The organism is Streptomyces sp. MST-110588 (assembly GCF_022695595.1).
GTDB lineage: Bacteria > Actinomycetota > Actinomycetes > Streptomycetales > Streptomycetaceae > Streptomyces.
In genome coordinates, this window is the sequence record NZ_CP074380.1 from 6651199 (window position 1) to 6657500 (window position 6302).

At 70.3% G+C, this 6302-nt stretch carries 7 protein-coding genes; 4 read left to right on the forward strand and 3 right to left on the reverse strand.

Annotated elements, in window-relative coordinates; all coding sequences use genetic code 11:
• The first annotated feature begins 13 nt into the window (after window positions 1-13).
• The 4 genes from KGS77_RS29160 to KGS77_RS29175 all read left to right on the forward strand — a co-directional run bounded on the left by KGS77_RS29160 (window position 14) and on the right by KGS77_RS29175 (window position 3556).
• The gene (locus KGS77_RS29160) at window positions 14-823 is read left to right on the forward strand and encodes an ABC transporter ATP-binding protein (RefSeq protein WP_242586126.1); all 810 of its coding nucleotides are present in this window, start codon (window positions 14-16) and stop codon (window positions 821-823) included.
• Window positions 824-1008: 185 nt separating this feature from the next.
• The gene (locus KGS77_RS29165; protein ID WP_242587760.1) at window positions 1009-1422 is read left to right on the forward strand and encodes an NfeD family protein; all 414 of its coding nucleotides are present in this window, start codon (window positions 1009-1011) and stop codon (window positions 1420-1422) included.
• A 255-nt stretch (window positions 1423-1677) separates the two neighbouring features.
• Window positions 1678-2619, forward strand: a complete 942-nt coding sequence (locus KGS77_RS29170; protein ID WP_242586127.1) for an SPFH domain-containing protein — start codon at window positions 1678-1680, stop codon at window positions 2617-2619.
• Between the two features lie 169 nt (window positions 2620-2788).
• Complete coding sequence (locus KGS77_RS29175) at window positions 2789-3556, forward strand: sulfite exporter TauE/SafE family protein (RefSeq protein ID WP_242586128.1); 768 nt, start codon at window positions 2789-2791, stop codon at window positions 3554-3556.
• A 151-nt stretch (window positions 3557-3707) separates the two neighbouring features.
• Here the strand turns inward: KGS77_RS29175 and KGS77_RS29180 are convergent, their stop codons facing one another.
• The 3 genes from KGS77_RS29180 to KGS77_RS29190 form a co-directional block, all read right to left on the reverse strand.
• Window positions 3708-4211: an HNH endonuclease gene (locus tag KGS77_RS29180; RefSeq protein WP_242586129.1), complete on the reverse strand. Its 504-nt coding sequence runs from the start codon at window positions 4209-4211 to the stop codon at window positions 3708-3710.
• 522 nt (window positions 4212-4733) lie between these two features.
• Window positions 4734-5273: a YbhB/YbcL family Raf kinase inhibitor-like protein gene (locus KGS77_RS29185; protein ID WP_242586130.1), complete on the reverse strand. Its 540-nt coding sequence runs from the start codon at window positions 5271-5273 to the stop codon at window positions 4734-4736.
• A gap of 56 nt (window positions 5274-5329) precedes the next feature.
• Window positions 5330-6112, reverse strand: coding sequence for a sporulation protein (locus KGS77_RS29190; protein ID WP_242586131.1), 783 nt, complete (start codon window positions 6110-6112; stop codon window positions 5330-5332).
• Window positions 6113-6302 lie beyond the last annotated feature (190 nt).

Here is a 6302-nt window from a genome sequence, read left to right on the forward strand (position 1 = left end):
GCACCGAGAAGCAATGGGAGACAACGCGGTCATGAGCGATGTGCTGGAGCTGGTGGACGTATCCGTGGTCCGCGACGGACGGGCTCTGGTGGACCAGGTCTCCTGGTCGGTCAAGGAGGGGGAGCGCTGGGTGATCCTCGGCCCCAACGGCGCCGGCAAGACCACCCTGCTCAACGTCGCCTCCAGCTATCTCTTCCCGAGCAGCGGCAGCGCCACGATCCTCGGCGAGACGCTCGGCAAGATCGACGTCTTCGAGCTGCGCCCGCGCATCGGCATCGCCGGCATCGCGCTCGCCGACAAGCTGCCGCGCAGCCAGACCGTCCTTGAGACCGTGCTCACCGCCGCGTACGGCATGACCGCCACCTGGCGGGAGAACTACGAGGCCGTCGACGAGGACCGCGCCCGCGCCTTCCTCGACCGCCTGGGCATGAACGATTATCTGGACCGCAAGTTCGGCACCCTCTCCGAGGGCGAGCGCAAGCGCACCCTCATCGCCCGCGCGATGATGACCGACCCCGAACTGCTGCTCCTGGACGAGCCCGCCGCCGGGCTGGACCTCGGCGGCCGTGAGGACCTGGTCCGCCGTCTGGGCCGGCTCGCCCGGGACCCGTACGCGCCTTCGATGGTGATGGTCACCCACCACGTCGAGGAGATCCCGCCGGGCTTCACGCACGTCCTGATGATCCGCCAGGGCAAGGTGCTGGCCGCGGGCCCGCTCGACCTGGAGCTGACCTCCAGCAACCTCTCCCGCTGCTTCGGTCTCCCGCTGATCGTCGAGCGCGTGGGCGACCGCTGGACCGCTCAGGGCCTGCCGCTCTCCTGACCCGCTCTCCGAACCCGGTGCCCTGACCCGCACTCCTGCTCCGGCCCGCACTCCTGCCCCGGCCCACACTTCCGCCCCGGCCGGCACTCCTGCGCCGGTCCGTGCTCCCGCTTCCGGATCCGCGGTCCCTACGGGCTCTGTCCCGGACCGGCCCGCGGACCTACCATGAACGCGTGGACCCATGGGTGTGGTGGCTGATCGCCGCCGTAGGGCTGGGCATCCCGCTCGTCGTGACCGCGATGCCCGAGTTCGGGATGCTCGCGGTCGGCGCCGTCGCCGGTGCCGTCACCGCGGCTGTCGGCGCCGGCACGGTGCTCCAGGTCATCGTGTTCGTCGCCGTATCGGTCGCGCTGATCGCCGTCGTACGCCCCATCGCCAACCGCCACCGCTCCGAGCGTCCGCGGCTGGCGTCGGGCATCGACGCCCTCAAGGGCAGAAGCGCCACCGTCCTGGAGCGGGTCGACGCCGGCGGCGGCGGACGCATCAAGCTGGCCGGGGAGATCTGGTCCGCCCGCCCGCTGGACGCCGAGCAGGTGTACGAGCCGGGCCAGAAGGTGGATGTGGTGGAGATCGAGGGGGCGACCGCCGTCGTCATGTGAATCCCCGCGATCACGGGCGACTCCGTACGGGGCCCTCGGCACGGCACCGTACGCACCCACCGGCCGGCCTCCGCGGCGGCCGGCCGCGCGGTCGCCCGCCGGAGCCGGCCGTCAACGCCTGAAAAGCGTCGTCACATAAGCGGAAGAAGAGCCGAACGCCCTGCATGACGGGCCGTGACTCTGAAAGACTGGATCAGTGGAGACACCGGCCCAGGCCGGTCAAGAGCCAGCAACCGAGGGGCAACGGGAGCCGCTGTGGAACCGATCATCATCGTCCTGATCATCCTGGTGGTGCTCGTGTTCATCGCACTCATCAAGACGATCCAGGTCATCCCGCAGGCCAGCGCCGCCATCGTCGAACGCTTCGGCCGCTACACCCGTACGCTCAACGCGGGCCTGAACATCGTCGTCCCGTTCATCGACTCCATCCGCAACCGCATCGACCTGCGCGAACAGGTCGTCCCGTTCCCGCCGCAGCCGGTGATCACCCAGGACAACCTGGTCGTCAACATCGACACCGTCATCTATTACCAGGTCACCGACGCCCGCGCCGCGACGTACGAGGTCGCCAGCTACATCCAGGCCATCGAGCAACTGACCGTCACGACCCTGCGGAACATCATCGGCGGCATGGACCTGGAGCGGACCCTGACCTCCCGCGAGGAGATCAACGCGGCACTGCGCGGCGTCCTGGACGAGGCCACCGGCAAGTGGGGCATCCGCGTCAACCGCGTCGAGCTCAAGGCGATCGAGCCGCCGACCTCCATCCAGGACTCCATGGAGAAGCAGATGCGCGCCGACCGTGACAAGCGCGCCGCGATCCTCCAGGCCGAAGGTGTCCGGCAGTCCCAGATCCTCACCGCCGAAGGTGAGAAGCAGTCCTCCATCCTGCGTGCCGAAGGTGACGCCAAGGCCGCGGCCCTGCGTGCCGAGGGCGAGGCCCAGGCCATCCGTACGGTCTTCGAGTCCATCCACGCCGGCGACCCGGACCAGAAGCTGCTCTCCTACCAGTACCTCCAGATGCTCCCGAAGATCGCCGAGGGCGACGCCAACAAGCTCTGGATCGTGCCCAGCGAGATCGGCGACGCCCTCAAGGGACTCAGCGGCGCCATCGGCAGCTTCAACCCCGCCGGAGGCAGCGGCGGGGGCGGCGGCAAGTCCGTCGGCCCGCACCGTGAGCAGCCCCCCATCGACTGACCAGCCTCCCACCGACCGATCAGGGGTTCCCTCACCGACCGGCCAGGTTCCCCCACCGGCTGACCAGCCTCCGTCGAGCCGACCGAACGGCTCCCCCTCGACCGCGCATACGATTCCTCGTGCATGATCGGTCCGGTATGCGCCGGCCACCGTGCACGAGGGAGTCCGTATGACCTTCTGGGAAGCTGTCGCCGTCTTCGCCGCGGGGATCGGTGCCGGAACGATCAACACCGTCGTCGGCAGCGGCACCCTCATCACCTTCCCCGTCCTGCTGAGCATCGGCCTGCCGCCCGTCACGGCGAACGTCTCCAACACTCTCGGGCTGGTGCCCGGCTCGGCGAGCGGCGTCCTGGGATACCGCCACGAACTGCGCGGCCGGCGCCGCCGCGTGCTGCGCTTCGGCGCCACGGCCCTGATCGGCGGCCTGACCGGCGCCGTACTCCTGCTGACCCTGCCCCCGGGCGCCTTCCACGCGATCGTCCCCGTCCTGATCGTGCTGGCCCTGATCCTGGTCGTCCTTCAGCCCAGGCTCTCCGCCGCGATCCGCGCCCGCCGCGAGCACACCGGCAGCACCGCCCACCCGGACGGCGGCCTCGTCCTGCTGACGGGCCTGCTGCTGGCGAGCGTGTACGGCGGCTACTTCGGCGCCGCCCAAGGGGTGCTGTACATCTCCCTGATGGGCCTGCTGCTGGATGACGACCTCCAGCGCCTCAACGCCCTCAAGAACCTCCTCGCGCTGCTCGTCAACGGCGTCGCGGCGGTCTTCTTCCTCTTCGTCGCCGACTTCCACTGGCCCGCCGTCCTCCTGATCGCCGCCGGCTCCGCCCTCGGCGGACTCATCGGCGCCACGGTCGGCCGCCGGCTGCCGCCCCGAGCGCTGCGCGCCGTCATCGTCCTCGTGGGCATCGCGGCGATCGTCCGCCTGCTCCTGGACTGACCATCCGCGCTCGGACTGACCGTTCGCGTTCGGGGCCGACCGCCCGGGCCCGGCCGCAGGACCGCCCGTGCCCGGCCGCATGACCGCCGGGCACGGGCAGCGCGAGCCGGTACCGCCCGGAGATGAAGAACCGGCCGCTCGGCGGGCGGAATCAGGCCGAGGCGCCCAGCCAGTCCGGCAGCTCCTCCCGTACGGACCCGGCGAGCGCCGCCACCAGCGCGTCCGCGGGAGTCGGCTCGAACGGCCGGCGCAGCAGCCGCATCCCCGCCTGCTCGGGCGTACGGTCCGCCTTGCGGTGATTGTCCTCGACGCAGGAGGCGACCGTGTTGAGCCAGGTGTCCCCGTCCCCGTGCGAGCGCGGCACGATGTGGTCCACGGTCGTCGCCCGCCGGCCGCAGTACGCGCACCGGTGCTGGTCCCGTACGAGCACACCGCGGCGCGACCACGGCGCCCGTCTTCGGAACGGCACCCGTACGTATCTGCTGAGCCGGATCACTTGAGGCACCGGGACGTCCACCGACGCGGCACGGACGCGCAGCCCGGGATGGGCCTGTTCGACCACGGCCTTGTCCTGCATCACCAGCACCACCGCACGCCGCAGCGACACCGTCGCCAGCGGCTCGAAGCTGGCATTGAGGACCAATGTCTCACGCATCCCGTCCACCTCCCGGACCCTGTTCGCCCCACGGCGAAGTGGCTCCACTGTGCAGGGGGAGAGATCCCCTGGACAACGCAATTTCCGCACGCCAGAAGGGAGATGAGGGGTTACGGGGGGATGGACGCAAGGTGCCCGGGACGGCCGGCGGGGAGGGACGGGACCGAGAGGGCGGCAGGGCGGCAGGGCGGTAAAGCGCCGAAGGCCGTCCGCGGCCGGCCTTCGGCGCTGGTACGCACGTTCCGGGCTCCCGCCCCCGTGTGTCACCCGGGAGCCCGGAACATATGACAGCCGGCGCGGACGTCCGACACGAGTGCGGACTCCGGCGGGCGGAGGGCGACACACCTGCGCCCCGCCGCCCCCGCCGCTGCGGTGCCGGCTGCCCGACGGCCTGTGCGAGCCGTCAGCCATCCACCACTGTGGGATCGGGAGCGCCGGGGCGCAACGGATTTATTCGGCCGGGAGCCCGAGTTCTGAAGACCTCCAGGGCCGAACCTCAGGGCGAAGAATCCCAGGCCGCACTCAGCTCTCGGCGGGCACCTCGTACTCACCGATCAGCGTGGCCCGGCCGATGGTGTGGAAGCGCAGGTTGAAGCCCACCACGGCGGGCGTGGCGTCGGCGTCGGGGCCGAGCTTCTCCTGATCCACCGCGTACACCGTGAAGACGTAGCGGTGCGGGCCGTCCCCGGGCGGCGGTGCCGCGCCACCGAAGTCGCGCGTCCCGTAGTCGTTCCGTACGTGTACGGCGCCCTCGGGAAGCCCCTTCATGTCACCCGACCCGGCACCGGCCGGCAGTTCGGTCACCGACGCGGGGATGTCGATGACCGACCAGTGCCAGAAACCGCTGCCGGTCGGCGCGTCCGGGTCGTAGCAGGTGACGGCGTAGCTCCTGGTGCCCTCCGGGGCGCCCGACCAGCGCAGGTGCGGCGAGGTGTTCCCCTCGGAGTGGACCTGCGCCGCCTTCAGCGTCCCGCCCGGCGCCACGTCGTCGCTCTCGACCGTGAACTCCGGCACCGGCGGATGGAAATCGTGCGGGAGCGGCCGTCGCTTCGCTTCGGACACCTCGACACCTCCTGGGTCGCGTACTGACACCTGTCCGGCCAGGTTATGACACGGCCTCAGAGCCAGTTGCGCTTGCCGCCGACCTCGGCCAGCCACTGATGGATGTACGCCGACCAGTCCGTCGACTCGAAGTCGTGCAGACCGACCGTGAACGAGCGGTAGGAGTCCGACCCCTCGGTGAACAGACCCGGCTTCTTGTCCATCTCCAGCACCACGTCCATCTCGCGGTCGTCCGCCACGAAGGACAGCTCCACCTGGTTCAGGCCGCGGTACTGCTGCGGCGCGAAGAATTCGATCTCCTGGTAGAAGGGCAACTGCTGCCGGGTCCCCCGGATGTGCCCCTGCTCCAGATCGGCGCTCTTGAAACGGAAACCCAGACGGCCGAACGCGTCGAGGATCGCCTGCTGCGCCGGGATCGGGTGCACATGCACCGGGTCCAGGTCGCCGGAATCCACCGCACGGGCGATCTCCAGCTCCGTGGTCACCCCCACGTCCATGCCGTGCAGATGCTGCCCGAGGAACATCGTGATCGGCGTCTCCCAGGGGATCTCCAGGCCGAACGGCACCGTGTGCACCGCACCGGCCTGCACCTCGAAGGCACCGCCCAGCCGCAGCTTGGTGAACTGCACGTCCCGCTTGTACTCGTGGTCGCCGCTCTCGACCTCGACGCGGGCCTGGAGCCCGACCGACAGCCCCTCGATCTGCTGGGCCACCGAGCCGCCCTGGATCCGTACCTCGCCCTGCACGATGCCGCCGGGCACGACGTTCTCCTCGAAGAGCACCGTTTCCACCGACGCGCCTCCGGCCCCCAAGCTCGCCAGCAGCTTCTTGAATCCCATGCTCATCCTCCCCAGACCTACGCCTGAATCTCTTGTGCCTCATGTGTACGGCGTGTACCTCGTGCACCGTGGTGTGGCCCGGCCGTGTCCGGCGTGCGCCGACCCCTACCAACGCCGGAGTCCGGGAGCCGGTTCCACGGGCCGGTGCCGTGCGCCGGTTGTCCGCGCCGGTTCCGCGCACCTCACCTTC